Raw genomic sequence first — 25,590 nt, 5'->3', positions numbered from 1 at the left:
TGTGGGAGAGTAGGACGCCGCCGGAATTTACGTGTGAAAGGCCCGTCCCGAAAGGGACGGGCCTTTTGCGTTTCCCGATACCGTTTCCCGTTTCCGGCGTGCGTCGCGCTTCGGGTTGCGGGTGGCCGGTGCGGGGCGGGTCTGTGTCGGTGGTGGGCCACCGCCGGCGTGCGGGGCTCCGAGACGGAGGATTCCCGACGAGGCAGGCGCGTTGCTTACCGAAAACCGGCCGGCAGCAGGGGCGGGAGGGCACTCGGGTCGAGTCGCCCGAAGAGGCTTCCCGAGTGGGTCGGGCGTTCCCGGCGCGCGTGGCGCTCTTGGTTGCGTGGGCTGGTGCGGGGCTGGTCTGAGTCGGCCGGTGGGCCGCCGCCGGCGTGCGGGGCTCCAAGACCCGGGCCTTGCGACGAGACGGCGCCTTGCTCACCGGAAAACCGGCTGGCAGCGGGGAGCGGTGAGTGCTCGGGTCGAGGCCGCCGGCGAGGCTTCCCGAGTGGGTCGTGCGGGGCATTTCGAGCTGCGGTGGATGTATGAGCCGCGAGAGTTCACGAAACCGGATGGCGTGGGGTGTCGTGGCCTCGGTGTGAGGGAAAACCGCAGGTCAGTGCGGAGTGGGAGGGTTTGAGGTGTCTCGGGATCCGGTTTCGAACCCCGACCCTCTCCTCAACGCCCCCAACCCACTCGGAAAGGCTAGCCGGCGGACTTGACCCGAGCCCCCACCCGCCCCTGCTGCCAGCCGGTTTTCGGTGAGCAATACACCGCCTCGCCGAAGGCCCCCAGCCTCGGAGCCCGCACGCTGGCGGCGGCCCACCCGCCGACTCTGACCGGCCCCGCACCGGCCCCCCGCAGCCAAAGGCGCAACGCGCTCCGGAATCACTCGACCCACCCCGGAAGGCTCCTCGGCGGACCCGACCGAATCGGGGCTCGGGGGCGTGCGGCCGGGGTCGTACCCTCGTAGAGCCAGGCGGGGTTCGGGTTTCGGGTCGGGGTCGGGAAGGTGGGTCGGTGGGCGACGTGAGGTGGGGCGTTGACGAGGTGGCTGGGTCCGAGGTTGCCGGTGTGCCGGAGGCGGCCCATGGGTCCAAGGCGGCCTACGGGTCCGAGGTGGCCGGGTTGTTCGGGCCGGGCTCCGTTACCTGGCAGTTGCATGCGGATCCGGTGATGTGGGTGGCCGGGGTGCGGGCGCTTTACCTGCAGGCGTTGCATCCTCGGGCGGTGCGGGCCGTGGTGCAGAACTCGGACTTTCGGAAGGACCCCTGGGGGCGGCTGTTCCGGACGGCGGACTTCGTCGGGGTGACCACCTACGGGACCCGGGTCGAGGCGGAGCGGGCCGGGACCCGGGTGCGGCGGATTCATGCCGGGTTGCGGGCCGTCGACCCCGCCACGGGGGAGAAGTACCGCATAGACGACCCGGAGTTGCTGCGCTGGGTACATTGCGCCGAGGTGGGGTCCTACCTCTCCGTGGCCCGGCAGGCCGGGTTCCCGTTCACCGACGCGCTCGCCGATCGCTACGTCGACGAGCAGCGTCGTTCGGCCGAACTGGTCGGGCTCGCCGCGGACGACGTGCCCGGGTCGTCGGCCGACCTCGATCGTTACTTCGACGGGATTCGGCCCGAGCTCGCCATGTCGGACGAGGCGCAGGACGTGTTCGACTTCCTGCGGCGACCGCCGGTGCCGTTGATGTTGGTGCTCGGCCGTGAGGTGTTGTGGCGGCAGGTCGCCGAGTTGGCGTACGCCGCGTTGCCTGACTGGGCCAAGGAGCTGTACGGCACGCGTGGTCTGCCGTCGGTGGTGGCTCGGCCCGGGCTCAAGGTGCTGCGTCGGGTCGTCGGGGCCGCGACGCCCGTGATTCGTGCGGTGTACCCGTCGCCGCACATCAGAGGGGCGATGGAACGGCTCGGTCCGGAGGTTCAGCCGTCGCCCGACCGGCTGCCGAAGCTCGGTTCCGGCGACTGAGGTACCCGACTTCCCGGGCACCGAGCCCCCGTCCCGGCCCGGCTTCGTCAGGAATCAGTAAGGCACCCTTTCTTTCTGGGCCCGCTCCCGTCACAATGTCAGACATTGTCAAGTAACCGGGCAGCTCGAAGGGAACCGCACGTGGCGAACGGCTTCTGGGCCCATGCGCAGGCCAATCCGGACCGGCTCGCGCTGGTGGATCCCGATGGCGCCGAGTGGACCGCGCGGGAGTTGGCCGCCGCGTCGAACCGGCTCGTGCACGGTCTGCGGGCGGCCGGGCTGGGGACGGGCGATGTGTTCGCCGCGATCCTGCCGAACTGTGCCGAGTACATCGTGGCCTACATGGCGGCGGCGCAGGCCGGGATGTACCTGGTGCCGGTCAACAATCACCTCGTCGGTCCCGAGATCGCCTGGATCCTCGCCGACAGCGAAGCCAAGGTGCTGATCGGGCACGAGCGCTTCGCGGGCACGATCGTGGCCGCGGCCGAGGAGGCCGGGGTGCCGGCGGCGGCGCGGTTCGCCGTCGGGGCGGTGCCGGGCTTTCGGGCGTTCGCTGAGCTGAGCGAAGGGCAGTCGGCCGAACCCCCGACCGAGCGCAGCGTGGGCGTGACGATGAACTACACATCGGGTACCACCGGCCGCCCCCGCGGCGTGCGTCGGCCGCTGTCCGGGGGTTCGCCCGAAGAGGCCCGCTACGGCGGCACGTTGCTGATCTACGGCGTCAAGCCGTACGACGACAACGTGCACCTGGTCGGCTCGCCGCTCTACCACACCGCCGTGCTCCAGCACGCGCAGCAGTCGCTGCACATCGGCCACGCCGTGGTGCTGATGGACAAGTGGCGGCCCGAGGAGATGTTGCGGCTCATCGACCGCTACCGGGTCACCACCACGCACATGGTGCCGACCCAGTTCCACCGGCTCCTGCAACTGCCCGAGGAGACGCGAGCCAAGTACGACGTGTCGTCCCTGCGGCACGCCGTGCACGGCGCCGCGCCCTGCCCCGAGCACGTCAAGCGGGCGATGATCGAGTGGTGGGGGCCGTGCGTCGAGGAGTACTACGCCGCCAGCGAGGGCGGCGGCACGTTCTGCTCCGCGCAGGAGTGGCTGGATCGGCCCGGGACGGTCGGCAAGGCCTGGCCGATCAGCGAGATCGGCATCTTCGACGACGACGGCAACCGGCTGCCGGCCGGCGAGGTCGGCACCGTGTACATGCTCATGCGGGCCGGGACGTTCAAGTACCACCACGACGACGAGAAGACCCGCAAGGGCCGGATCGGCGACTGGTTCACGGTCGGCGACGTGGGCCTACTCGACGAGGACGGCTACCTGTACCTGCGCGATCGCAAGATCGACATGGTCATCTCCGGTGGTCAGAACATCTATCCCGCCGAGATCGAGGGCGCGCTGCTGCGGCACCCGGCCGTCGGCGACGTGGCGGTGTTCGGCATCCCGCACGAGGACTGGGGCGAGGAGGTCAAGGCCGTCGTCGAGGCCAACGAGGGCTTCGCGGCCGGTCCCGCCCTGGCCGAGGAACTGCTCGAGTTCTGTGCCGGACAGGTGGCCGGCTACAAGCGGCCCCGGAGCGTGGACTTCGTCGAGACGATGCCGCGCGATCCGAATGGGAAGTTGCAGAAGCGGCGACTTCGGGATCCCTATTGGGAGGGGCGCGAGCGGGCGGTCTGAGCCGATATACGAATACACCGCCCGGGAAATCCCGGGCGGTGTATTCGGCGTCTCATTTTCGTGCCGCGAACCTTTCGGGTCGCGGCGACGGCAGTAGTGGGTCTATCCGGAAGCGGAAGGCGAGACGGAAGGGGAGTCGGAAGCGGAAGCGGAATTGTTTTCCTCCGGTGCCGACGCGATCGCCAGCGCCCATTGCAGGTCCGGCTTTCCCGTCGGCGTGCGCTGGGTCTGTTCGACCACGCGCATCACCCTGGGCACCTTGTAGCCGGCGATCTTGGTCCGGCAGTGCTCCTGGATCGCCGCCAGGCTCGGGGTGCGGCCCTCGCGGGGCTGGACGACGACCGCGACCGTCTGGCCCCAGCGCGGGTCCGGGATGCCGACCACGATCGCGTCGTAGACCTCGGGGTGGGCCTTGACCGCGCCCTCGACCTCCTCGGTGAAGATCTTCTCGCCGCCCGAGTTGATCGTCGCCGAGCCGCGGCCGAGCAGGGTGATCCGGCCGTCGCCCTCCAGTCGGGCGTAGTCGCCCGGGACCACGTAGCGGGTGCCGTCGGGGCCGGTGCGGAAGACCTCGGCCGTCTTGACCGGGTCGCCCAGGTAGCCCTGCGGGATGTTGCCCTTGCGGCCCAGGCGGCCGACCACGCCGGCGGGCAGCGGGTTCAGGTCCTCGTCGAGCACGACCGAGTCGGGGACCGCCTTGACGGTGATCCCGCTCTGCTGCTCGGTCTGGCCCTTGACCGCGACGCCGACCCCGTTGGCGCCGGATTCGGAGGCGCCGATCGCGTCGCTGACCACGATCCCCAGGCGCTCCATGAACTCCTCCTTCAGCGACGGCGAGAACAGCGCCGCGCTGGAGGACAGGGCGAACAGGGCGGACAGGTCGTACGCCGCGCGCCCGTCGCGCGGTTCGTCCAGGGCCTCCAGGAGCGGACGGGCCATCGCGTCGCCGGTGATCAGGACGACGTTGACCTTCTCCGCCTCGACCCGCTCCCACACGCTGTGCGCGTCGAACTTGTCGATGAGCACCACACGGTGCCCCTTGGACAGGTTCTGCAGCACCCCCCACTGGGTCGCCCCGTGCATCAGCGGTGCGATCGGGAAGGTGGTCATCTGCCCGTTGCGGCCCTTCTCGACCATCTCCTCGGGCCGCGAGATGCGCTGCCCGTTGGTGGGATCGATGCCGCCGCCGAGGGCGAAGATGACGTCCTCCTGACGCCACACCACACCCTTGGGCAGACCGGTGGTGCCGCCGGTGAACAGCAGGTACAGGTCGTCGCCGGAGCGCGGGCCGAAGTCGCGGGCGGGGGAGCCGGCCGCCAGCGCGTCCTCGTAGCGCAGCGCGCCCAGGGACTCCGCGGTGACCGGGTCGGCGGCGCCGCCCTCGGTGCCGTCCTCGACCACCAGCAGGTGGCGCAGCGAGGGGACCTTGGGCGCGACCTCGGCGACCCGCCCGGTGAACTGGCGCTGGAAGACCATGGCGACGGGCTTGGCCTGGTCGAGGAGGTAGGCCAGCTCGTCCGCGACATAACGGAAATTCACATTGATGCAGACGGCTCGGATCTTGTAGATCGCGAGCATCGCCTCCGCCCATTCGATGATGTTGAAGGCGTAGACCGCGACATGGTCGCCCGGCCGGACCCCGGAGTCCTGAAGGTGGTGGGCGAGGCGATTCGCCCGTTCCTCCAGAAGGGCATATGTACGGCGTTCACCGTTCGCGACGATCGCCTCGCGTTCGGGGTATTCCCCGGCCGCGCGCTCGAAGAGGTCGGCAAGGTTGAATTCCATGGGCGGAGCGTAAGGCGTGGGCCGGTCGATATTCCAGAGGAAATATCGTTTGGAGGCCCTCGGGAAACTGTGATGCCCGCGACCGTCGCCAACACTTGACTGTGGCAAAGATATGAGCCGGCGGCGCCGTGCGGGTCGGTCCGGCCCCCACGGTACGGGCCGCCTACGCTCGCGCGCCGCGACCGCCGCGACCGCCGCCGGGCGTGGGCTCAGCGCTTCGCGTACTCCCGCAGCCGCGGTCGCGCGCTCGCCAGGACCAGGACCACGCACACCCCGAGGACCCCGATCGGTACCCACGGCCAGCCGGTCAGCGCGTCGGCGGCGTCGTCCGTGCGGTTCTCGAAGTCGGTGTGCTCCGCCTCCGCGGCCACGGCCAGCGCGGTCTGGTAGTCGTAGAAGTCGAAGGCCAGGTTGCCGCGACCGACGTTGGTGGCCAGCCCGACGGCGACATCCAGCCGGCCTCCGGCGACCGCCGCCCGCAGTGCCTGATCGTCGCGCCGGAAGGCCTCCAAGCGGGTGGCGACCTGCCGGTTCGGCACGGCCTTGTCGAGCTCGATCGACTTGTCCTTGAAGGCCTGGCCGTACGCCCGGGCACGTTCGGGCAGGATCACGAACCGGCTCTCGTCCGCGTTGGCCTCCGACGCCGTCGCCCGGGCCCGGGCCAGCGTCAGGAACGGATCGAACGCCTGAGTCTCCGCGTCGCGCAGCCGGGACGCGTGGTCGGTGAACAGAACGGCGGCCGTGCCGGTGAGCGCGGCCACCGCGATGGTCACCGCGGCCACCCCTGGCGCCACCACCCGGCGGAAGCGGCGGGCCCACCAGACCTGGCCGACGATCAGGATCACCACGAGCACCAGGCCGACGAGCCCGATCGCCAGCGCCGCCCAGCGCGCGTGCGTACGGTCCGCGTCCGCGTCGGCGGCCAGCTTCTCGCCGGCGCCGCGGCCGAGCGCCTCGGCGGCCGGCAGCAGTTCGTCGTGCAGGAGGGAGGTGGCGTTCACGAAGTAGTTGAGCGCGACGACCGGCGGGCGGGCGATGGCGCGGTTCTCGACCTGATCGTCCTCCAGGCGGGCCTGCGCGACATACGCGTCGTACTTGCCGAGCCCGTCGATCAGCGCTTGCACCGTCCGCGAGGAGGCGCCGCCCGCGGCGAGCTTCTGGATGTTCTCGGTGACGGAGGCGCGCCGCTGGCGCATCTGCCGCAGCGCCAGTTGCCGGTTGCCGATCTGCTCGTCGGAGCCGACCAAGAGCACGTTGGCCACCTGCGCGTCCAGATCGGCGAGCGCGAAGTACAGGTCGGCCGCGGCCCGCGCGCGGGGGGCCGAGGTGTGCGCGACCTCGTCGAGGCCGGACCTGGCGTTGCCGGTGCCGACCGCGATCCCGGTGGCGAGTACGACGATGCCGGTCAGGACAAGCGCCACGAACCCGTACAGCCGAGCCGGTACCGCCCCCACCGGCCGCAGCCCCCGGGGCAGCCGCAGCGGTATTCGGGCCACCGCCCCGTCCGAACTCGGCGCAACCGGCGCGACCTGCGTTGGCGAGGGCACATACGCGGGGGCCGGGGGCGCAGGCGGGGCAGTCGATGCAGCCATGACGAAACGGTAGGCACGGGCTGCGAAGGCCCAACGGGAAAACGATGGCGCGGACACGAAAATCACGTGAACATCCGTGTGCCCGAAGGGCGTTCGAGCGATTCCGACGGATCCCCACGACCCCTTCGGAGCCCGGCCCCCTCGCCCCTCGACTCTCGCGCCCCCGCGTGCCGCCCGAGTCCCCGCACCCTCCGGCCCCGGCCCCCGTCCGGCCGACCCCGATCCTGGCCCCATTCCGCCGACCCTGAACCCGACTGCGGCCCGCCCCGACCCCGCCGAACCTGCCGGCCCCGGCTCCCGCCCGACCCCTCGGCTCGACGGTGCCCCCCGGCTCCGCCGGCTGCGCTTCGGGGGCTTTCGGCGCGCCCCTTCGCTCCGTTGCTCCGCCGGCGTGCGCTCCGTCGGCGTGCGTTTTGTGCGGTTGCGCGCCCCGCCCCGAGCGTGCGCGTGACTGACGCTTGGTCAGCCCTCGGTTGCGCCCAGTTGTGTCACCCACGCGGATGAACCGTGCGGCGTGTGCCGGCTATGCCCCCCGTTAACCGCTTTGGTGACGGGCGGATTCGCACTGCGAAGGGCTGTTGCGGAGCAGTCTTTGGCATGTAGCGTTGTCCGCGGTTGCAGCAGTAGATGTAGTTCCCTCGCACGTCCAACGCCTGCGGACATCAACAGCCGTGGGCGTTTTTCGCTCCTCACAGCGAGGGCATCCCGGGGTAACGCGGGGAGTGGGACCACTCGACGGTTCGCGACCCGGGCATCACGAGGTGTGGTGTCCGTGGGTTACGTGAAGGAATCAAGACATGGCCACCGGTACGGTCAAGTGGTTCAACGCCGACAAGGGCTACGGCTTCATCTCGCAGGACGACGGCGGCGCTGACGTCTTCGTCCACTTCTCCGCCATCCAGACGAACGGCTACCGTTCGCTGGAGGAGAACCAGCGCGTGGAGTTCGAGGTCACGCAGGGTCAGAAGGGCCCGCAGGCCGAGATGGTTCGCCCGCTCTGAATCGGTCCCGCGGCTCCGGCAACGGACCGCAGACCTAGCAAGGCCCGCGCCCGTGCAGGGTGCGGGCCTTGGGGCTTTTCCGACGCCGATTCCCGGCGGGTAGGGTGCCCCGCCCCGCTCGATGCCGCAGCGGCCCGGCTGCCGGAAGCCGCCCCGCCGCGACCGGCGCGCGTGCGGCGGTGGGTGTGGCCGGCGGCACGTTGGGGGCCCACTAGCATGTCTGTATGGGTTTCCTGCGCCGCCGCCCCCCGTCCGGGCCGGATTTCGACGTTCTCGCCATCCCGTTCGGGGACTGGCCCGGTTCCGTGGTCGTGGCCATGTTGCCCGGGGAGGACGGCAGTTGCCAGGGGATCTTCGTCCGCTACGACCTGCTGGCCAACCGCGGCCCCGCGATGTTGATCGGCAACCTGCCGCCCGGCTCGCCCGCGCGGGAGGAAGGCGTCGGCCGGATCGAGGCCCAGCAACTCGTCGCCGCCCTCGGCCACGAGGAGATGCCGGAGGAGTTGTCCACCGAGGACACCCCGATCATGCTCGGCGACGACCTGCTGATCGTGCGCAAGGTCAAGTACGCCGAGGGTCGGCTCGCCTGCGTGGAGTTCGACCGCAGCGACAACGTCCTGGTGCGCATCGTGACCTGGGATCGCCCGATCACCGACGACGTCTTCCAACTCCTCAAGCCGATCGACGCGGGCACCTTCGGCGGCTGAGGCCGCAGGGTCGCGGGCTCGCGGGGCGGGCAGCATCGCGCACCGCGAGCCCGCGGGTCCGCGCTACCGGGTGCCGATCGCCGCGCGCACCGCTCGGCGGACCATCCCGCAGTCGTCGTGCAGCCGGCGCAACAACCGGCGCTGCTCCTCGCCGACCGGACCCACGTCGTTGAGCCGGATCTCCCGGACCAGCACCAGCATCAGATTGACCAGGAACGCGTCGCGCGCCGGCGAGCCGGTCTGCTGGGCGGTCTGGATCAACTGCCGGCGGGTCATCGGATCCCTGGCCAGCAGGGTCCACAACACGGCCAGGTCGTAGCCGGGCAGGTGGTAGCCCGACGACTCCCAGTCGACCAGCGCCGCGCCCTGCGCGGTCAGCAGCACGTTGGACAACACCGCGTCGCCGTGGCAGAACTGCGCGGGCACCCGGCTGAGGCCGCGAAGCAGCTGGGCCAGGTCGCCGGCGTCGCGATCGGTGAGCAGGCCCAGCTTGTGGTACCGGTCGACCCGGGCCGGGTAGTCGAACGCGAGCGGGAACGACCCGGGCGGGGGCTTCCACCGGTTCAGGGTGGCGAACGTGTGCAGGACGGCGCGTACATCGGCCCGGGCCAGCGCGGTGCCCGGATGACGCTCGTTGGCTGCCGGCCGGCCGGCCACGTGTTCCATCACCAGGATGCGCCGCTCGGGATCGGCGGCGATCAGCCTCGGCACCCGCACCGGCGGCCGCTGGCGGGTGAACGTGCGATACGCGTTGACCTCGTGCCGGAAACGCTGGAGCCAGTGCGGCGAGGGGTCGGTCAGGTACTTCACCACGACCGGGCCGCGCCCGACCGAGCCGGACAGCAACAACGAGCGCGGCGTGCGCCGCAGCACCGCTCCGGCGGTGAAGCCGGGACACACCCGCGCGGCGAGCGCGGCGACCGCCTCCGGACCCGGACCCTGTTGCACCATACGAGGTACTCCCGGGCCCGCTCCACCGGCGGCCACGGCCGCGCCGGTCGCGACCGCGGCGTTCGCCGAGATCGCCGTGTTCGACGCCGCCACCGTGCCGGCGGGTGCCGAACCACCGGTGGGCATACGCCTGTTCGGCCCGGGAATGCCCGGTCGTGAGGCGGCGGATCCTGGGGTGGTCGAGCGGCCCGGGGTGGTGGACGTCGTGGATGACATGTAAACCTTCCTGCGCTGCCGAGGGGCGAATCCGGCCGCGCGACGGGTGGGGCCCACGTGCCGGATCCACCATCCACAACACTCCCGAATCCGGGTGGTGATCCACGTGGCGCACCCTGGCGAACCCTGGCGAATCGGAGCCGGCTGCTCCGGACCCGGCTAGCCTCGGTCCGGCAGGCGGCCTCCCGAGGACGCTTTCGAGCCACGGTCCCCACATCAACGGGCGGTTTGCAATGCGCCGGGAACCCAACACCAAACTGGTGGACCTCTTCGCCCTGACCGGGTGGTCCAAGGGCGAACTCGCCCGACTCGTCAACCGGCGGGCCGCCGCGATGGGTCATCCCCAGCTTGCCACGGACACCTCCAGGGTCCGGCGCTGGCTGGAGGACGGCGAGCGTCCGCGCGACCCGGTTCCCCGGGTCCTGGCCGCGCTTTTCACCGAGCGGCTCGGGCGTGTCGTCACCTCCGAGGACCTCGGCCTCACCGGCCGCCCCCGGCACAACGCGCAGGTCGTCCAAGAGGACCTGCCGTGGAGTACGGACCGTACGGTGACCGCGCTGACCGAGTTCACCGGCATGGACCTGATGCTCAACCGGCACGGCTTCACCGGCGGCGGGTTCGCGCTGGTCGCCGGTCCGGCACTGGTGGCCAACTTCGATCGTTGGCTCAGCCCGGGGCTCGGGGTGCCCAACCCGCGCGGCGCGCCCACCGATCCGGTGTCCTACGGCCTCGCGGACGCCGGCCCGATCGGCGCCGAGGAGGTCACCGCGCTGGAGAACGCGGTCACGGTCTTTCGCACCTGGGACGCGGATCGCGGCGGCGGGCTGCAACGCAAGGCGGTGATCGGCCAGTTGAACGAGGTCGGCAATCTGCTGACCTATCCCAACCCGCTGCCGGTCACCCGCCGGCTGTGGCACGTGGCGGCCAACCTCGCCGCGCTGGCCGGCTGGATGTCGCACGACGTGGGACTCGACCCCACCGCGCAGAACTACTTCGTGATCGCGGCGCACGCGGCCCGGGAGGCGGGCGATCTCCCACGCGCGGCCGAGGCGTTGTCGCGCGCGGCGCGGCAGATGGTGCACCTGGAGCGCCCGGCCGACGCGCTCGCGCTGATCGAACTGGCGCAGCGCACGGCGGGCGATCGGGCGGGCGCGACCACCCGCGCGATGTTCCACACCGTGGAGGCGTGGGCGCAGGCCGCGCTCGGCCGGGCCGCGGACTGTCGGCGCACGCTGGGTCGGGCCGAGGCCGAGTTCGGCCGGTCGCGCCCGGAGCAGGACCCGGACTGGGTGGCCTTCTTCGACTCGGCCGAACTGCACGGCATGCAGGCGCTGGTGTACCGCACGCTGGCCGAGGTGGACCCGACGGCGGCCGGACGCGCGCAGGAACACGCGGAGAAGGCCCTGGAATTGCGCACCAGGGGCCACGAGCGGGCGAAGACCTTCGACCTGATCTCGCTGGCCTCGGCATGCCTTCTGGACGGCCAACCGGACCGGGGCGCGCACCACGCCCGGCTCGCGGTCCGCGCGGCCGGCGAGGTCAGCTCCAAGCGCACCTGGGACCGCCTGGAGGTGCTGCGCAGACTCACCGACCGCTACCGCGACGTCCCCGAGGTACACGCGCTCCGCCGAGAACTCGCCGAAGGCACCTGAACGCCCCCCACCACCACCCGGCCGGCCACCGATCGGTCGACCGCCCTCGACGGGTCACCCCACACCGCTCGACGAGCCGTCTCCCGACGCGCGCCCGTCACCGCACGGCGGGTGTCACCCGGCGGGCGGCCGTCACCGCGCGGGGGCGTTACCCGGCAGGGGCGACACCGCTCGGGCCACGCCCCGACGACCGACCGCCACCGCCCGCCCGTCCCCGACCGTCGACCCTCACCGCACGCACATCGCCATCACGCACGCGTCGTCCTCGTACCGGGTGTGCCCCAGCCGACTGAGCACCACGTCCACGCACGTCCGCGCGCTCGCCCCGAGCACCAGCGGCCCCAGGCCCAGGAGCGCGCGGACCGCCTCCTCCGTACCGCGCCCACGTCGCTCGACCAGCCCGTCGGTGAAGATCAACAGCACGTCCCCGGACCGGAGTTCGACCCGGTCCTCGACGAACTCCGGCTCGTCCAACGCGCCGAGCAACACCCCGAACGGCGCCGCCAGCGCCCGCCCGGCCCCCTCCCGGTACAGCAGCGGCGGCGGATGCCCGCCCTGCGCCCACGTCAACACCCGCGTCGCCGGCGCGAATCGCGCACACACGGCGGTGGCCACCTTGTCCGCGGGCAGCGTATGCACCACGATCCGATTCAGCGCCGCCAGCATCGCGGCGGGACCCGCCCCCGTCATCGCCACCCCCTGGAGCGCCCCGCGCAGCGTGGTCATCCCGGACGCCGCCGCGACCCCGTGCCCGGACATGTCGCCGACCGCGAGCAGCACGTCCCCGTCCGGCAGCGCGAGCGCGTCGTACCAGTCGCCGCCCACCTTCGAGTCCTGCTCGGCGGGAAAGTAGCGGGTGGCCACCTCGATCCCGGGCAGCTCGATCGGCCGGGTCCACCACGGCATCACCACCCGCTGCAACTCGGCGGCGATGCGATGCTCCGAGCGCAACAGTCGCCGCTGGGCCAGCAGTTGCGCCCGCGTCTCGGTCAACGCCTGCTGGGTGCGTCGGAGTTCGGTGATGTCGCGCAACAGCGCCCAGATCGCGTGCGGGGTACCGTCGGCGTCGAGGACCGGCTCGCCGACGAACTGCACGGACACCCGGGTGCCGTCGCGGCGTACGATCCGGAACTCGCCCTCGACGCCGTTCGCCTGTTCGAGCAATTCACGCACCAGGTCGGCGACGAACGCCCGGTCCTCGGCCGCCGCGTGCTCGGCCAACGCGGCCAGCGGCAGTGGTCCCAGCGCCCGGTCCCGGTCGAACAGCGCGTACATCTCCGCCGACCAGCGCACGTCGTCGCGATCGAGATGCCACTCGGCGCTGGCCACCGGACCCGAGCCGGGTGCGGGCTCGCGCGACGCGCCGGTTCCGCGCTGCTCGGGCAGCAGGCCGCTCGGATCCGGCTCGACGAACAACCGGCGCAGGTGCCGCCAGGGCAGCGCGGCGTCCTCGACGTCGTCGACGGTGAAGGGCGTCAAGGTGGTGGAGGCGGTGAAGGGCGCCGCCGGCCCGACATCCGACGGTCGCATCGCGCTGCGCGCCGGCGTACAGGCCGCGAGCCCCGGATCGTCCGCCTGCCGGTGCTCGGAGTCGTCGATGTCCGGACTCAGGCGGGCCAGGTACTCCGCCGCCTGTCCGAGGCTGCCCGCGAGCAGATCGCACAGCAGGCCGCGCCGATACGCGTTTTCGCCGGTCGCGGGATCCTCACCCGCGAGGATCGGGCCCGGCAGGCCGCCCGGTCCCGCGCCGGAGCCGAATTCGCGCCGCAGGGCGTCGAGTTCGGCCCGCATCCGGCCGATGTGCGCACGCCACCGGGACGGCTCCGCTTCGGCGGCTGCGTCCACGGGGTGTTCGGGCCGTTCGCGCATCCGCTCGCGCTCCTCCGGACATGACCTGGCAGGGGTGCAATGAACTGTCGCACATCAAAGGCCCGGACGCGGATGAAACCACGGTAACCGGCATGCTTGTGGCGGATTGCCCATTTCGGCTGTCCGGAGATGGCGAAAGGGGCTCGATCGCGACCACGATCGAGCCCCTTGCGGGCCACGCGAACAGAACCGGACACCCCACCCGACCGGATTCGAACAGCGGCGTCGCGACACGGCGTGTCGCGACGCCGGGCACCGGTCCGCGGCGTCGACCCCGCCGCCGCGCGGATCAGCCCAATTCGTTCCCCAGGATCGAGATGAACGACACCATGTCGCCCGGATACCCGCCCAGGTTGTGCGTCAACGCCAACTTGCGCCCGTCCGCCGGGATCCGCCGCTCCGCCGGCGCCGCGCCGCGCAGTTGCAGCCACGCCTCGAACATCATCCGCAGCCCGGACGCGCCCACCGGGTGCCCGAAGCTCTTCAGCCCGCCGTCCGGGTTGACCGGCAGCCGACCGTCCAGGTCGAACGCGCCGGCCAGCACGTCCTTCCACGCGGTGCCACGATCGGCGAACCGCAGGTCCTCCATCAGGACCAGCTCGGTCGGCGTGAAGCAGTCGTGCACCTCGGCCATCGCCAACTCCTCGCGCGGATTGGTGATCCCGGCCTGGCGGTACGCGTCCTCGGCGCAGGCGGCGATCTCCCGGAACGTGGTGTAGTCGTACTCCGGGTCGATCACCCCCGAGCCGTTGCCCGCCACCAGGGACAGCGCCTTGATGTACAGCGGCTTGTCCGTGTACAGGTGCGCGTCCTCGGCCCGGACCACGATCGCCGCCGCCGCGCCGTCCGCGACGCCCGCGCAGTCGAACACGCCCAGCTGCCCGGCGAGTTTGGGCATCGTGGAGATCTTCTCGGCGGCGATCTCCTTGCGGAACTGCGCGCGCGGGTTGCGCGCGCCGTTGTAGTGGTTCTTCGCCGCGATGTGCGAGAGCACCTCGCGCATCTCCGCTTCGGAGACCCCGTACTTCTCGCCGTACGCGGGCACCACCATCGAGAACATGGCCGCCGCGGTGAGGGTGCGCGCGGTGCCGTCGCCGGGGATCGGGAAGGCGTTCAGGCCCTGGAACCCGCCGTCCTTGACCTTCTCGACGCCCACCGCCATGGCCACGTCGTACGCGCCGGACGCGACCGCGTAGGCGGCCTGGCGCAGCGCGTCCGACCCGGTCGCGCACATGTTCTCCACGCGCGTGACCGGCTTGCCCTGGAGCTGCAACGGCTTGGCCAGGGTCAGCCCGGACATGCCCGACTGCGCGGTGCCCAGCCAGTACGCGTCGACCTGCTCCTTGCGCACGCCCGCGTCGGCGAACGCCTCGGCGGTCGCCTCGATCAGCAGGTCGTCGGTGCCCCGGTCCCAGTGTTCGACAAAGGGTGTGCAGCCCATCCCGACGATGGCGACGCGGTCCTTGATGCCGTGCGATCCCATGCCTATGCCTCCTCGGCGGCTCGGGCGGTCCGCACGGGGCGGGCCTTCCAGAAGTAGTTGTGGATCCCGTCGGCGGTGCCCAGCCGGCGGAAGGTCGGCTCGACCCGGTCCCCGATGGCGACCTCGCTCGCGTCCATGTCGGTCAACTCGATCGGCAGCCGGCCGCCGTTGTCGAAGTCCACGACGGCGAACACCACGGGCGGGCTGGGGGAGTAGGCCATCCGGTCCACGGTGAACGTCTTGACCGTGCCGAGCACATCGGCGGTGGGCACCGGCTCCATGTCGTCCACGTTGCCACCGGTCATCGACACCCGCTGCGGCGGCAGGTGCACCGCGCCGCTCTCCCGGTCCCGGGCGCCGACGAAGCCGTATTTCCAGTCCACCGAGCGCACCGCGGCCGAGGACGAGGTACGCGCGGGCTCGGGGCGGCGCGGCGGCTCGACCGGCAGCAGCCCGCGCCAGGCCAGGTACTTCCCGTACGGCAGCGGCGCGCCGCCGGCGACCTGCTCGGCGACCGTGCGGGTGGGCCGGTAGGCCGCGAGCGCGTCGCCGGCGCGGAAGAGGAACACGTCGGCGCCGTCGGACAACACGACCAGCGCGATCACCGCGCCCGGCGCGGCGGCCTCCAGCGCGGCGGCCAGCAGCAGACCCGGGTGCGCCGCGCCGGTGTTGCCGACGGTGCCCGAGAGGTCGTCGCCGAGCGCCCCCTCGCGCAGCCCGAGTCGGCGGCCGAGGCCCGCGACCGCGCGCCCGTGCAGGCCGGCGATCACCGCGTGGTCCACCCGGTCGGCGGTCAGGCCGGTGGCCTTGAGCGCGTCGGTCCAGGCCCGGCGGCCCGCGGCGAGGTAGTTGTTCTCGCCGAACTTCTCCTCCCACAGCTTCGACCGCACGTCGCCGGGGGTGCGCCAGCGGTCGACGAACTCGGCCGTGGCCGCGGCGCCGCCCAGGTACTCGGCCAGGACCGGGCCGTCGGCGGGGCCGCCGACCAGGAGCGCGGAGGCGCCGTCGCCGCCGGCCGCCTCGTCGGGGCTGCCGGGCAGGCCGACCCGGATGTCCGCGCCGACCACGAGCGCGCTGTCGGCGCCGGTCAGGGCGAGCCGGAGCAGCCCGGCCGCGGAGCGCACCGAGCCGGTGGCGTCCATCGCCGGCACCGACCCGTCCAGGCGCAGCGCGGCGTGGATCGCCGTCGCGTTGGTGCGGTCCGTGTACGCGGGGGCGACCGTGGCGAACAGCAGCGCGCGCGGGTCGGCCCCGGGCGTGGCGCGCAGCGTGTTGCGGGCGGCCTCGACGCCCAGGGTGGTGGTGTCCTCGTCGAAGGACGCGACCGTACGGGTGCCCTTGCCGCCCCCGGTGCCGGCCACGGCGGCGATGGTCTTGCGGTCGAGGCGCCGGTAGGGCAGGTAGGCCCCGTATCCGAGGATGCCGCGTCCCGTCGAAACTGCGGTTCCGTCAGTCGTCATTTCTCCGCTTCCGCCTCGTTCCACTCGGGTTCGTCGCGTTGCTGGGGTTACTGGGGTTGCAGGGGTTGCTCGGTTGCTGCGTGGTGCCGTGGCGGCGCCGGGTGTCCGGGTTGCCGCCACGGTGCCCAGTGGTCGGGCCGTCGGCTACGGCGTCTCCAGTCCGATCGCCCCGGCGGCCGCGAGTCGGTCGATCTCCTCGCGGGACATGCCCAGTTCGGTGCCCAGGACCTCGGCGGTGTGCTCGCCCACCCACGGCACCCGGCTCTCCGGACCCTCGGCGACACGGGAGAGCTTGACGGGGTTGCCCGGGGACAGGATCGGCGCCGGCTCCCCGTCGGTGCGCTCCATCTCGACGAGCATGTGGCGATTGCGCACGTGCTCGTCGTCGATTACGTCGCCCGGGTTGTACACCGGCCCCGACGCGACCCCGACGCCGCTCAGCGCCGCGCACGCCTGCAGGCGCGACTTGTCCGCGGCCCACTCCTCGATGCCGGGGCGCAGGATGTCCTCGATGTGGTCGAACCACGCCTGCGGCCCGCCCAGCCGGGGATCGGTGCGCCACTCCGGCTTCCCGACCAGGTCGGCCAGCGCCGCGAACATGTGCGGACGGGCGCACTGGATCAGGAAGTAGCCGTCGAAGGCCCGGAACGAGTGGTTGATCAGCGGGGCCAGGCCCGGGTCCTTGAGCCCCATCGACCAGTAGCTGATGCCCGCGTCGTTGAGCGCGACCATGGCGTCGAACATGGAGATGTCCACGTACTGGCCGACGCCGGTGGCATCGCGGTGGCGCAGCGCGGCGAGCACCCCGATCACCGCGAACAGCGCCGAGCCGGAGTCGCCGAGCGCGCCGAGCGGGGACACCACGGGCGCCGTGTTCGGGTCCCGCTTGAAGTCGTACAGGCCGGCCATGCCCTCGGCGACCGGGGCGTACGCGGGCCAGGAGGCGTAGGGCGACTCGGTGGTGTTGCCGAAGCCGGACACCGACAGGTAGATCGCGCGCGGATTGACGGCCGCGATGTCCTCGAAGCCGAGGCCGAGCCGGCCGGCCGTACCGGGCTTGAAGTTCTCGCAGACGATGTCCGCCTTCTCGGCCAGGCGCAGCACTATCTCGCGGCCCTCGGGATGCTTGAGGTCGACGGTCACGCTGCGCTTGCCGAGGTTGTTGCGCAGGAAGGTGACGCCGACGTTGCGGCCTAGCGGATCGGTCATCGTCGGCAGCGCGGCGCGCCCGGACTCGCCGACGCCCGGCGACTCGATCTTGACCACCTCGGCGCCCAGACGGGCCAGCATCTGGGTGGCGTAGGGGAGCGCCTGCATCTGTTCGATGGCCAGGACCCGGATCCCGTCGAGCGGCTTTCCGAAGCGTTGCAGGTCGGCGCCTGCCACCTCGCCCAAGCGCATGGTCACTCACTCCCTGTCGTGCGGTCGTACATGTGCCGCGCGGTCGGCCGGCCGGCCGAGCCTGCTGCAGCCGTGCGGCCGGCCCCGGCACTCGGACCCTCGGCGCGGCGCCGACAGGGCACCTCGCACGAGTGCCCAATAGTCGCGAGACAGGCACCTCGTCACCATAGCTGACGGGCAGTCAGATGAGCATGGGTCGAGTTCCGTGCCGCTCGTCACGCACTCGCGTGGGGCGCCCGGTTCGGGTGATGTGCGAGGGCTCGTCGGCTTGTCGGCGGGTCGAGGTGAGCCCCACCCCATTACGGTGCGTGCATGATCGACGACGCTGTGATCCGCGACGCGGAGTCGGCCGCCCGTGCCCTGCTCGACCGGCGCATCGACCTGATCCGCGAACTCGCCGCATCCACCGCCGAGTTGGAGCCCCTGCTCCAGGCCGCGGCGGCGGGCGAACAACGCGCACTCCAGGCCTGGTCCGACGCCCTGTCCGGCGGCTGGACCCTCGACGAACTCCGCCACCTCGGCTACCGCGACCCGGACAAACGCCCCAGCCCCAAAAAGCCCACCACAAAGCGCACACCCCCCACCACAACGCCCCCGCCGCCCACCCCGACCCCCGAGACACCCCCACTCCCCGACCCGGCACTCGACCCCCCGAACGCGACCGGAAACGCCTCGCGCTCGCCGGACGCGACGGGGCCCGATTCGGCACCCGGCGCCGCAACCGGGCACGACCCGGCACCCGGGGATGCGACCGGGCACGGCCCGGCACCCGGGGATGCGACCGGGCGTGGTTCGGGACCCGGGGACGCAACCGGGCACAGCTCGGCACCCGGGGACGCAACCGGGCACAGCTCGGCACCCGGGGACGTAACCCGGCGCGGTTCGGCACCTGACGATGCGATCGGGCGCGGATCAGCACCCGGGGACGCAACCCGACGCGGCTCGGCGCCCGGGGACGCGACCCGGCGTGGCTCGGCGCCCGGGGGCGTGACCGGGCGTGATTCGGCGCCCGGGGACGTGACCGGCCATGGCTCGGCGCCCGGGGATGCGACCGGGCATGGCTCGGCACCCGAGGATGCGACCTCGGGTGGTTCGGCACCTGAGGATGCGACCGGACGTGGCTCGGCATCCGGGGACGCGACCCGGCGTGGTTCGGCACCCGGGGACGCGGCCGGTCGCAATCCGGCGCCGGTGGGCGCAGCCGGGCGCAAGGCGGCGCCGGTGGATGGGGCCGAGGTTGGGGCCGAGCCCGGATCGGCCGGCGCGCGGCCGACGGGTGCGGTCGCGACGGCACCCGCGAGCGGCACCGGTCGTCCGACCGCCTCGTCCGTCCCACGCCCGGGGCCGGGCATTGGGCCCGGAACGAGCCCGGGGTCGCTGCCGCCCGCACGCGCAAGCTCCGTATCGTCCCCGCTCCCGCCCGCGTCCACCCGCGCGGGCCCCGCCGACTAGCCGACCACCCGGCGCCAGCGCAAGCGCCCTCGCCCCGCCCCGCCGAATCGGCCCCGACGGCGAATCACGGTATTGTTGGTTGAGCCATGCAGATAACGCACGGCGAGCGACAAGGGGGGCGGTCATCGATACCGCGACGACACCGTGTGACGAGCCGACAGCCGGCCGCGCACCCGACGAACTGGGACGCGAACTCGCGCGCCTCATGCGGCTCACGGCCGCGGCCAAGGCGCGCAGTCGCGCCGAAAGCGGTCCGATTCCCGACGGGGGAGACCGGCTGCTGCTGGCCTATCTGGTCATGGAGGGACCCCGCCGGGTCACCGACCTGGCCGCGATGACCTACCTGGACGTGTCCACGGTCAGCCGACAGATCGCCTCACTGGTCCAACGCGGTCTTGTCGAGCGCCGCCCGGACCCCAACGACGGCCGCGGCACGCTGCTCGCGGTGACCGACACCGGCGAGCAGGCGTTCGAGGTGTACCGCAGCCGCCGCCAGGCCGAGCTGGATCGGGTCACCCGCGACTGGTCCACCGACGAACGCCGGACATTCGTACACCTCCTGGCCCGCTTCAACGACGACCTCGAACGCGAACAGGCGCCGGCGCGCGACGCCGCGCCCGGCGCGCCGGAAGGCCCCACCGCATGACCGACACGAAACCGCAGGTCCGGCCACAGCCCGCAGCGGGAGACAGCGGCCTGACCCACCGTCAGATCATGACGATCATGTACGGCCTGATGGCCGGCATGTTCCTCGCCGCGCTCGACCAGACGATCGTCTCCACCGCGATCCGCACCATCTCCGACGACCTGCACGGGCTCAGCCAGCAGGCGTGGGCGACCACCGCCTACCTCATCACCTCGACGATCGCCACGCCGCTCTACGGCAAGCTCTCCGACCTGTACGGCCGGCGACCGTTCTACCTCGCGGCCATCACGATCTTCGTGGTCGGCTCGGCCGCCTGTACGTTCTCCACCTCGATGTACGAGCTGGCCGGCTTCCGCGCGCTCCAGGGCCTCGGCGCCGGTGGCCTGATGTCGCTCGCCTTCGCGATCATCGGCGACGTCGTGGCGCCCCGCGAACGTGCCCGCTACCAGGGCTACTTCCTCGCCGTCTTCGGCACCTCCAGCGTGCTCGGACCGCTGGTCGGCGGATTCTTCGCGGGCCAGGACGAGATCCTGGGCATCGCGGGCTGGCGCTGGGTCTTCCTGGTCAACGTGCCCGTCGGCGTCGTCGCCCTGCTCGTGGTCGGCAAGGTGCTGCGCATCCCGCACACCCGCCGGCCGCACCGGATCGACTGGTTCGGCGCGATCACCCTGGCCATGGGTGTGGTCCCGCTGCTGATCGTCGCCGAACAGGGCCGCGAATGGGGATGGGGCTCGGGAGTCTCGCTCGCCTGCTACCTGATCGGCGCGGTCGGCGTGATCAGCTGGATCCTCGTCGAGCGCCGCATGGGCGAGGACGCGCTGATCCCGATGCGCCTGTTCTCCGACCGCATCTTCAGCCTGGCGTCGCTCATCGGTGTCATCTTCGGCATGGCGATGTTCGGCGGGTTCATGCTGATCCCGCAATACTTCCAGATCGTCAAGGGCGCCAGTCCGACCAAGGCCGGCCTGCTGATGATCCCGGTCATGGTCGGCATGATGGGCTCGTCCATCCTGTCCGGTCAGATCACCTCCAAGACCGGCCGGTACAAGATCTTCCCGATCCTCGGCACCGGCATCGCGGCGATAGCGATGGGCCTGTTCGCGCTCTACGTCGACGCCGGCACCTCCCTCGTGACCACCAGCATGTTCATGGTCCTGCTCGGCATCGGCCTCGGTCAGTGCATGCAGACGCTGATCCTGGTGGTGCAGAACGCGGTACCGCCCCGGGACATGGGCGTGGCCACCTCGGCGGCCACCTTCTTCCGGCAGATGGGCGCCACCGCCGGTACCGCGGTGTTCCTGTCCGTGCTGTTCAGCAACGTCTCCGGGGAGATCGCCGAGGCGTTCACCCGCGACGCGCAGACACCCGCGTTCAAGTCCGCGCTCTCCGACCCCGCCGTGCTCGCCGATCCGGCCAACGGGCCGGTGATCGAGATGGTCCGCCATCCCGGTCCCGGCGGCGCGCAGGGCTCCGGCGTGCTCAGCGACTCGTCGTTCATCCAGCACCTCGACCCGAGATTGGCCGCGCCGTTCAAGGAGGGCTTCTCCGAGGCGATGCAGCTGGTGTTCCTGATCGCGGCGTGTGTGATGGCGGTGGCGTTCTTCCTGGTCTTCTTCATCAAGGAAGTGCCGCTGCGCACCATGTCCGGCCTGGAGGCGAAGGCCGCCGAGGAGGCGGAGCGCGCCGCCGAGGGGGCCGCCGACGCCGAGGCGTCCCGGGAGCCCGCCGCGACCGGCTCCGGCGCGGCCGCCCGAGCGCAGAGCTCACCCGAACAGGACGCCCGCCGCGCGGCGGGCAGACGCTGGCCCGAGAACGACTGACCCCGTTTGTGTGTGCCGGACGGACCCGACCGGGTCCGTCCGGCACACACACGTTCGGGTACGGGCACACCGCCGGCTCACGCGAGCCGACCCGCCCGCCGGCGCACCATGCCGAGTCCCACCCACAGCGCCACGCCCAGGTTCACCACGGCCAGCACCACGAAAGTGAGCACCGCCGCGTGCGCCGAAGCGTGCGCACCGGCGCCCGTCATGGACAGGAACATGGTGCCGAACGTGGCCACCCCCACCACGCCGCCGAACTGCATCAGCGTGACCAGTACCCCGCTCGCGTCACCCGCGTACTCGGGCCGCACCCGCCCCAGCGCGCTCGACATCAGCGGCCCGAGCACCGCGCCCTGACCCAGGCCCATCCCGGCCAGGCCGACCGCGAGCGCCACGCCGCCGTCCCGCCCGCCGTGCACCGAGGCCGCCATGCCCACGTACGAGACGGACACCAGCGCGAAGCCCAGATATCCCAGGTGCGCCCGAATTCGCTCGGGCAACCGCCCCCACCACAACCCGGAGACGGCGAACCCGAGCGCGCACGGCACATACGTCAGACCGGCCCGCAGCGGACTGTCGCCGAGCCCCGACTGCAGGTGCAGCGCGAGGGTGAACAGGAAGCCGTTGTAGCTCGCCACCCCGACCAGCAGCATGATCCCGCTCGACAGCAGCCCGGGGGAGCGCAACACCGCGCCCGGCACCAGCGGCGACCCGCCGCGGGCCGACACCCGGCGCTCCACCAGGGCGAACGCGCCCATTCCGACCAGCCCCGCGGCGAGCACCAGCCACCCCCACACCGGCCAGCCCTGCTCGTGCCCCATCACCAGTGGCACCACCAGGGCCAACATCGCCGGCGCCAAGACCAGCACGCCCGGCACGTCCAGCCGCCCCCAGCCCGGGCGCTCGTCGGGCCCCGGCCGGTCGCCGCCCAGCGCACGCCACCCGACGGCGAGCAACAACACCCCCAGCGGCACGTTGACCAGGAACACCGGCCGCCAACTCGTGCCCCACAGATCCGCGTCGACCAGCACCCCGCCCACGATCTGCCCGACGACCGCGCCGCCGGCTATCGCGGTCTGGTACAGCCCCATCGCCGCCGTCCGCCGCGGTCCCTCGAACCGGCGCTGAATCAGCGTCAGCACCTGCGGCACCAACAACGCGGCTCCCGCGCCCTGTAGGCACCGGAACGCCACCAACTCCCCGGTGGAACCGGCCAGCCCGCAGGCCAGCGAGGCCACCGTGAACAACCCGAGCCCGGCCAGGTACGCCCGCCCGTACCCGAAGATCGCGCCCAGCCGCGATCCGGTGATCAGCAACATCGCGTACACGATCGTGTAGCCCGCGATCACCCACTGCAGCCCGGCGCCCGACGCATGCAGGTCCGAACGCATCACCGGAGCCGCCACGTTGACGATCGAGGAGTCCAGCACCGCCATGAACTGCCCGGCCACCAGCACCACGAGCAGCAGCTTGCCCGCGCCCCCGACCCGATTCCCGCCCTCCCGGAGGCCCTTCGCCGCCCGTCGCCGCTCCCGGGCGGTCGACGCCCGGGAGCCTCCCTCGTCGGGAGCGGTCGATCCGAGGACCCCGGCCGCCGGCGTCGTCACCCGCTCCCCGTCCCCGTGCCGGGCGCCGCCGCCCGACTTCACATCCGTATCGTTCATGGCAGCGACTCTGCCCGGCGCCGGGTACCCGGACCAGTAGCCTGGTTATCCTGGTATCACCAGGCACCTGGCAATCGAGGCGACGATCGGCGCAGGATGGTTGGATGACCGGCAGCCCGCGCACCGACGCCACCCACCGCCCGGCCGCCCCGCAGCGGGTCGACCCGCCGATCGGGCCGGCAGCGGCTCCGATCGCCGACGGCGGGCGCGCCGCGCCGGAATACGTCCGCCCCGAACGCGCCGCCTCCCGAGCCGAGCTGGGCGCCTTCCTGCGCAGCCGACGCGAGCGGATCAGCCCGGAACAGGTCGGCCTGCCCGCCGGCCGCCGGCGCCGCACACCCGGGCTGCGCCGCGAGGAGGTCGCACAACTGTCCGGCGTGGGGGTGACCTGGTACACCTGGCTCGAACAGGGCCGCCTGATCAACGTCAGCGCCCAGGTCATCGGCGGCATCGCCCGCACGCTGCGGCTCGACGCCGTCGAGTACGAACACGTCAAGCGGCTGGCCTGCGTGCCCAGCCTGGCCACGCTGCGCGCCGAGGACGAGGTCGACTCGGACGCCCAGACCGTCCTCGACGACTTCGCCACGCTGCCGGCGGTGGTGCTGAACGGCCGCTACGACGTGCTGGCCTACAACGCGCTCTACGCCCGGATGTTCCCGAGCCTGGTGGCGGCGCCGAGGCAGCGGCGCAATGTGATCTGGGAGTTGTTCACCCGGCCCGCGTGCTGCAACCCCTTCCACGAGTGGCGGGAGGAGTGCGCGGGCGTGGTCGGCGTGTTGCGCGGCAGCTACGCGCGCAATGTCGGCGATCCGCTGTGGACCGCGTTCGTCGACGAACTGATCGACGCCAGTCCCGAGTTCGCGACGACCTGGGCGGCCCATCCGGTCTCGCTCACCCGCACCCGGACCAAACTCTTCCGCCACCGCGACGTCGGGGTGCTGCACGTGCGGGGGATGCCCACCGACCTCGCCACCTCACCGGGCCAGCGGATGAGCGTCTACGTGCCGCAGGACGAGCCGACGCGCGAGCGACTGGCCCGGCTGGCCGCGCCCGACTTCGTACCGAGCCCGCCGCACGAACATCCGCCGAGGTAAGCCGAAGGGCCGGAGGATCGAGATCCTCCGGCCCTTCGGTACTGCCCGTGCGCGATACTGGGATTGAACCAGTGACCTCTTCCGTGTCAGGGAAGCGCTCTCCCGCTGAGCTAATCGCGCGGGTGATGTAGCGGTACGACGGTTGTGCGGCGTGCGCGATACTGGGATTGAACCAGTGACCTCTTCCGTGTCAGGGAAGCGCTCTCCCGCTGAGCTAATCGCGCGGGCAGATCACCCTCGGCACCAGGCCCGGGTTCTCTTGGAGGTGGAGACGGGATTTGAACCCGTGTAGACGGCTTTGCAGGCCGTTGCCTCGCCTCTCGGCCACTCCACCAAGTGAAGGAACCATAGTGGTTGCCCACCACATTCCTCTACTTCTTCCGAGCGGACGACGAGATTCGAACTCGCGACCCTCACCTTGGCAAGGTGATGCTCTACCAACTGAGCCACGTCCGCTTGTCGACCCGGGCTGCGCTTCCGCGTCCCGGCGACGTTGAGAACTTTAGCGGATCCGAGGGCCATCACAAAAACCGATTCCCCGCGCACCCCGTCGCGCGACCCGCGCAACCTGCGAAAACGACCGAGGCCGGCCCGAACCGCGAGGGTTCGAACCGGCCTTCGGCGAGCGCCGACGGGGAAGTCGCCCGGCGCGTTGGACCACCGTCACGACGGCAGGTGTTCAGCCGCTGTGCACCCGGCGGCCGGACCCCGCGCCCCATCGTGCGAGCGCCGGGCACCCCGAGATCACCCGCGCCGCTCCCCGGAGGGCGCCGGTGCATCCACCGGACCCGAGGGAGCCGGCACCTCGTCCGCGCTCGCGTCGGACGCACGATCGACCGCCGTAGCCGGCGACTGAGCGGGAACCTGCGGCAGTTCGGAAGCCCCAGCCTCACCCGCCACCACATCGGACCCGCCCGCGCTCGACTTCCCCAACAAAACCGGCTCGCCGGACGCCCCCACGGCAGCCGCCTCGACATCCACGGCCGGCACGACGGCAGTCGCCGCATCGCCCTCGGCAGCCGGCACGACGGTTGTCGCCGCTTCGGCCTCGGCAGCCGGTGCGACGGCCGTCGCCGCATCAGCCGTTTCGACCTCAACGGCCGGCGCGACCGCTGTGGCCGCTTCGACCGACTCGGCCTCCACGGCCGGCACGACGGT

16 protein-coding genes, 4 tRNA genes and 1 pseudogene are annotated in these 25,590 nt (G+C 71.9%); 8 read left to right on the top strand and 13 right to left on the bottom strand.

From position 1 onward, the window contains the following. The first annotated feature begins 1,101 nt into the window (after nt 1-1,101). Together ACH4XV_RS18845 and ACH4XV_RS18840 are read left to right on the top strand one after the other, a co-directional pair. Nucleotides 1,102-1,953 carry an oxygenase MpaB family protein gene (locus ACH4XV_RS18845; RefSeq protein WP_395791123.1) on the top strand — a complete coding sequence of 284 codons (852 nt, stop codon included), beginning with the start codon at nt 1,102-1,104 and terminating at the stop codon, nt 1,951-1,953. A 141-nt stretch (nt 1,954-2,094) separates the two neighbouring features. Then, a complete protein-coding gene (locus ACH4XV_RS18840; protein WP_395791081.1) occupies nt 2,095-3,636 on the top strand; it encodes an acyl-CoA synthetase in 1,542 nt (513 codons plus the stop codon). Nucleotides 3,637-3,738: 102 nt separating this feature from the next. Here the strand turns inward: ACH4XV_RS18840 and ACH4XV_RS18835 are convergent, their stop codons facing one another. Together ACH4XV_RS18835 and ACH4XV_RS18830 are read right to left on the bottom strand one after the other, a co-directional pair. After that, nucleotides 3,739-5,421 carry an acyl-CoA synthetase gene (locus ACH4XV_RS18835; RefSeq protein ID WP_395791079.1) on the bottom strand — a complete coding sequence of 561 codons (1,683 nt, stop codon included), beginning with the start codon at nt 5,419-5,421 and terminating at the stop codon, nt 3,739-3,741. A gap of 209 nt (nt 5,422-5,630) precedes the next feature. Further along, nucleotides 5,631-7,013: a hypothetical protein gene (locus ACH4XV_RS18830; protein ID WP_395791077.1), complete on the bottom strand. Its 1,383-nt coding sequence runs from the start codon at nt 7,011-7,013 to the stop codon at nt 5,631-5,633. Between the two features lie 797 nt (nt 7,014-7,810). Here ACH4XV_RS18830 and ACH4XV_RS18825 point away from each other — a divergent pair. Together ACH4XV_RS18825 and ACH4XV_RS18820 are read left to right on the top strand one after the other, a co-directional pair. Beyond that, nucleotides 7,811-8,014: a cold-shock protein gene (locus ACH4XV_RS18825; protein WP_020557813.1), complete on the top strand. Its 204-nt coding sequence runs from the start codon at nt 7,811-7,813 to the stop codon at nt 8,012-8,014. A gap of 224 nt (nt 8,015-8,238) precedes the next feature. Then, entirely contained in the window at nt 8,239-8,721 is a 483-nt protein-coding gene (locus ACH4XV_RS18820) for a hypothetical protein (RefSeq protein WP_395791076.1), read from the top strand. 63 nt (nt 8,722-8,784) lie between these two features. On the opposite strand, the gene ACH4XV_RS18815 is transcribed toward ACH4XV_RS18820, so the two are convergent. After that, a complete protein-coding gene (locus tag ACH4XV_RS18815) occupies nt 8,785-9,672 on the bottom strand; it encodes an aminoglycoside phosphotransferase family protein (protein WP_395791074.1) in 888 nt (295 codons plus the stop codon). Between the two features lie 449 nt (nt 9,673-10,121). On the opposite strand from ACH4XV_RS18815, the gene ACH4XV_RS18810 reads away from it, so the two are divergent. Then, a complete protein-coding gene (locus ACH4XV_RS18810; RefSeq protein WP_395791072.1) occupies nt 10,122-11,540 on the top strand; it encodes a hypothetical protein in 1,419 nt (472 codons plus the stop codon). 228 nt (nt 11,541-11,768) lie between these two features. Here ACH4XV_RS18810 and ACH4XV_RS18805 read toward each other — a convergent pair whose 3' ends face one another. From ACH4XV_RS18805 to ACH4XV_RS18790, 4 genes are all read right to left on the bottom strand, one after another. Further along, a complete protein-coding gene (locus ACH4XV_RS18805; RefSeq protein ID WP_395791070.1) occupies nt 11,769-13,409 on the bottom strand; it encodes a PP2C family protein-serine/threonine phosphatase in 1,641 nt (546 codons plus the stop codon). 289 nt (nt 13,410-13,698) lie between these two features. Further along, nucleotides 13,699-14,892, bottom strand: coding sequence for an acetyl-CoA acetyltransferase (locus tag ACH4XV_RS18800; protein WP_395791068.1), 1,194 nt, complete (start codon nt 14,890-14,892; stop codon nt 13,699-13,701). Nucleotides 14,893-14,894: 2 nt separating this feature from the next. Beyond that, nucleotides 14,895-16,352 (bottom strand): OB-fold domain-containing protein, encoded by a 1,458-nt coding sequence (locus tag ACH4XV_RS18795; RefSeq protein WP_395791066.1) that lies wholly within the window; start codon nt 16,350-16,352, stop codon nt 14,895-14,897. Between the two features lie 144 nt (nt 16,353-16,496). Beyond that, nucleotides 16,497-17,753, bottom strand: coding sequence for a CaiB/BaiF CoA transferase family protein (locus ACH4XV_RS18790; protein WP_395791121.1), 1,257 nt, complete (start codon nt 17,751-17,753; stop codon nt 16,497-16,499). A gap of 1,657 nt (nt 17,754-19,410) precedes the next feature. Here ACH4XV_RS18790 and ACH4XV_RS18785 point away from each other — a divergent pair. Further along, a complete protein-coding gene (locus ACH4XV_RS18785; RefSeq protein WP_395791064.1) occupies nt 19,411-19,851 on the top strand; it encodes a MarR family winged helix-turn-helix transcriptional regulator in 441 nt (146 codons plus the stop codon). Next, nucleotides 19,848-21,671 carry an MDR family MFS transporter gene (locus tag ACH4XV_RS18780; protein ID WP_395791062.1) on the top strand — a complete coding sequence of 608 codons (1,824 nt, stop codon included), beginning with the start codon at nt 19,848-19,850 and terminating at the stop codon, nt 21,669-21,671. Before ACH4XV_RS18785 ends, ACH4XV_RS18780 begins: the two co-directional genes overlap by 4 nt. A gap of 77 nt (nt 21,672-21,748) precedes the next feature. On the opposite strand, the gene ACH4XV_RS18775 is transcribed toward ACH4XV_RS18780, so the two are convergent. Then, nucleotides 21,749-23,338, bottom strand: a complete 1,590-nt coding sequence (locus tag ACH4XV_RS18775) for an MFS transporter (protein ID WP_395791060.1) — start codon at nt 23,336-23,338, stop codon at nt 21,749-21,751. Nucleotides 23,339-23,442: 104 nt separating this feature from the next. Here ACH4XV_RS18775 and ACH4XV_RS18770 point away from each other — a divergent pair, with 104 nt between their 5' ends. Beyond that, nucleotides 23,443-24,432 carry a helix-turn-helix transcriptional regulator gene (locus tag ACH4XV_RS18770; protein ID WP_395791058.1) on the top strand — a complete coding sequence of 330 codons (990 nt, stop codon included), beginning with the start codon at nt 23,443-23,445 and terminating at the stop codon, nt 24,430-24,432. Nucleotides 24,433-24,480: 48 nt separating this feature from the next. Here ACH4XV_RS18770 and ACH4XV_RS18765 read toward each other — a convergent pair. The 5 genes and pseudogenes from ACH4XV_RS18765 to ACH4XV_RS18745 all read right to left on the bottom strand — a co-directional run. Further along, nucleotides 24,481-24,552, bottom strand: a tRNA-Val gene (locus ACH4XV_RS18765). A 32-nt stretch (nt 24,553-24,584) separates the two neighbouring features. After that, nucleotides 24,585-24,656 (bottom strand) — tRNA-Val (locus ACH4XV_RS18760). Between the two features lie 36 nt (nt 24,657-24,692). Next, a tRNA-Cys gene (locus ACH4XV_RS18755) sits at nt 24,693-24,766 on the bottom strand. A 49-nt stretch (nt 24,767-24,815) separates the two neighbouring features. After that, nucleotides 24,816-24,888, bottom strand: a tRNA-Gly gene (locus tag ACH4XV_RS18750). Between the two features lie 288 nt (nt 24,889-25,176). Beyond that, nucleotides 25,177-25,590: pseudogene (locus tag ACH4XV_RS18745) on the bottom strand (hypothetical protein); the annotation flags it as partial.

The sequence above is a fragment of the Embleya sp. NPDC020630 genome (assembly GCF_044334985.1).
In the GTDB taxonomy this organism is placed as follows: Bacteria; Actinomycetota; Actinomycetes; order Streptomycetales; family Streptomycetaceae; genus Embleya.
The sequence above is the reverse complement of the archived record's forward strand: the minus strand, read 5'-3'. Positions and strand labels throughout refer to the sequence as shown.

Excerpts from the sequence above, each read along its gene's own strand:
- ACH4XV_RS18835 (WP_395791079.1), bottom strand. The coding sequence starts at position 5,421 with ATGGAATTCAACCTTGCCGACCTCTTCGAGCGCGCGGCCGGGGAATAC.
- ACH4XV_RS18830 (WP_395791077.1), bottom strand. The coding sequence starts at position 7,013 with ATGGCTGCATCGACTGCCCCGCCTGCGCCCCCGGCCCCCGCGTATGTG.
- ACH4XV_RS18825 (WP_020557813.1), top strand. The coding sequence starts at position 7,811 with ATGGCCACCGGTACGGTCAAGTGGTTCAACGCCGACAAGGGCTACGGC.
- ACH4XV_RS18820 (WP_395791076.1), top strand. The coding sequence starts at position 8,239 with ATGGGTTTCCTGCGCCGCCGCCCCCCGTCCGGGCCGGATTTCGACGTT.
- ACH4XV_RS18815 (WP_395791074.1), bottom strand. The coding sequence starts at position 9,672 with ATGGTGCAACAGGGTCCGGGTCCGGAGGCGGTCGCCGCGCTCGCCGCG.
- ACH4XV_RS18810 (WP_395791072.1), top strand. The coding sequence starts at position 10,122 with ATGCGCCGGGAACCCAACACCAAACTGGTGGACCTCTTCGCCCTGACC.
- ACH4XV_RS18805 (WP_395791070.1), bottom strand. The coding sequence starts at position 13,409 with ATGCGCGAACGGCCCGAACACCCCGTGGACGCAGCCGCCGAAGCGGAG.
- ACH4XV_RS18800 (WP_395791068.1), bottom strand. The coding sequence starts at position 14,892 with ATGGGATCGCACGGCATCAAGGACCGCGTCGCCATCGTCGGGATGGGC.
- ACH4XV_RS18795 (WP_395791066.1), bottom strand. The coding sequence starts at position 16,352 with ATGACGACTGACGGAACCGCAGTTTCGACGGGACGCGGCATCCTCGGA.
- ACH4XV_RS18790 (WP_395791121.1), bottom strand. The coding sequence starts at position 17,753 with ATGCGCTTGGGCGAGGTGGCAGGCGCCGACCTGCAACGCTTCGGAAAG.
- ACH4XV_RS18785 (WP_395791064.1), top strand. The coding sequence starts at position 19,411 with ATGCGGCTCACGGCCGCGGCCAAGGCGCGCAGTCGCGCCGAAAGCGGT.
- ACH4XV_RS18780 (WP_395791062.1), top strand. The coding sequence starts at position 19,848 with ATGACCGACACGAAACCGCAGGTCCGGCCACAGCCCGCAGCGGGAGAC.
- ACH4XV_RS18775 (WP_395791060.1), bottom strand. The coding sequence starts at position 23,338 with ATGAACGATACGGATGTGAAGTCGGGCGGCGGCGCCCGGCACGGGGAC.
- ACH4XV_RS18770 (WP_395791058.1), top strand. The coding sequence starts at position 23,443 with ATGACCGGCAGCCCGCGCACCGACGCCACCCACCGCCCGGCCGCCCCG.